At 42.1% G+C, this 1,870-nt stretch carries 1 protein-coding gene; it reads right to left on the minus strand.

Annotated elements, in window-relative coordinates; genetic code table 11:
- Window positions 1-42: 42 nt before the first annotated feature.
- Complete coding sequence (locus tag DDR33_RS09250; protein ID WP_109415487.1) at window positions 43-1,593, minus strand: Rne/Rng family ribonuclease; 1,551 nt, start codon at window positions 1,591-1,593, stop codon at window positions 43-45.
- Window positions 1,594-1,870 lie beyond the last annotated feature (277 nt).

A 1,870-nucleotide genomic window follows, 5' to 3' on the forward strand; every position in this document is an offset into this window, starting at 1 on the left:
AACAAAAGCCGGATGTCAGGTATTGACATCCGGCTTTTGTTTTTATAATTTAATCTCTTCTTCTTTGGAGTTGAGGAAGTGGAATTCGGTTAAATAATAGGAGGGGATACTTTTTACAGTTATCCATTTTCCGAAATTGAGGAACCAGCGCCATTGCCGGGTGATAAAACCCTTCTTGATATATGCTTCAATATAAGGGTGAACACAAAGAGTTACTTTTTTCTCATTCTGCTCATTCAGAATGTAGGTGAGGTTACTCTCTATATCATCCATCAGCACGATGCTGGCTTTAATTTCTCCGGTACCATTACAGGCCGGACATTTTTCATTGGTGACAATGTTCATCTCCGGACGCACACGCTGCCGCGTAATCTGAACAAGTCCAAACTTACTCGGAGGCAAGATCGTATGCTTCGCCCTGTCGAGCGTCATCTGCTGTCTGAGATAATCAAAAAGCTCTTTACGGTTATTCGGCTTGTGCATATCGATAAAATCAACAACCACAATACCCCCCATATCGCGCAAGCGCAGTTGCCTGGCTATTTCCCTGGCCGCCTCCTTATTAACCTGGAGAGCATTCTCCTCCTGATTCTCCGGATTTGCAGTTCTGTTCCCACTGTTAACATCAATCACGTGCAGTGCCTCAGTATGCTCAACAACCAGGTAAGCCCCCCCTGCAAGGTTAACGGTACGGCCGAAAGCAGCCTTTATTTGTTTTTCAACTCCAAAGTGTTCAAATACCGGCTCTTTATGCTTGTAAAGCTTAACGATCTTTTCGAGCTCAGGCGAGATCCCCTGAACATAAGACCTGATCTCTTCGTAAATTCCGTTATCGTTAACGTGAATGTTAGTAAAATCGGCATTAAGGATATCTCTCAATATGGTTGACGTCCTCCCCATTTCACCTAATATCTTCTTAGATGGCTCGGTTGTAGAAAGACGTGAAGCAAAAGATTCCCAACGCGCAATAAGGTCCAGCAAATCTTTCTGCAGTTCCACAACACCTTTACCCTCGGATACAGTGCGGATGATTACACCGAAATTCCTGGGTTTAATACTTTCAACTATTTTCTTTAAACGGCTTCTTTCTGTATTACTTTTAATCTTCTTCGAAATAGATATCGAATCAGAGAAAGGCACCAGGACTACAAATCTTCCTGCAATCGAAAGATCAGAGCTTAAGCGTGGCCCTTTAGTTGAAATTGGTTCTTTGGCAATCTGAACAGGCAGCAACATGTTGCGGTTCAGTACCTCAGAGATCTTGCCGGATTTATTAATGTCTTCCTCCAGCTTGAAACTATTCAGCAGTTTATCCTTATAACTGCCATTCTTTACTATCTTAGTCAGTTTAATCAATGACTGAACCTGGGGCCCCAGGTCAAGATAATGCAGGAAGGCATCCTTTTCGTAGCCTACATCTACAAAAGCAGCATTCAACCCGGGCATAATCTTTTTTATTCGCCCCAGGTAAATGTCGCCAACAGCATAATTGTTGTTAACGTGCTCCGTGTGAAGTTCTACGAGTTGTTTGTCCTGCAGTAAAGCGATAGTCACCCCGTTCGGGGCCGAATTGATAATTAATTCCTTTACCAACAGCTACTCATTTAATGGCAGCATAATACTGCCAGCGTACAACACCAGAATAATTCTATAACACAAGAACCTCCGAACGCATGGCGTGGAGGTCTTTGAGATTATAAGTCATACGTAATAAATGTAAGAATCGGCTGAATAGCAGCCGGTTTCTCAGCGTATTATTACAAGTGACTTATTTATTTTTTCTTGTGCCTGTTTTTTCTTAAACGTTTTTTACGCTTGTGAGTAGCCATTTTATGTCTTTTTCTTTTCTTACCGCTTGGCATAGTTTTAA

It is taken from the genome of Pararcticibacter amylolyticus (assembly GCF_003130405.1).
GTDB lineage: Bacteria > Bacteroidota > Bacteroidia > Sphingobacteriales > Sphingobacteriaceae > Arcticibacter > Arcticibacter amylolyticus.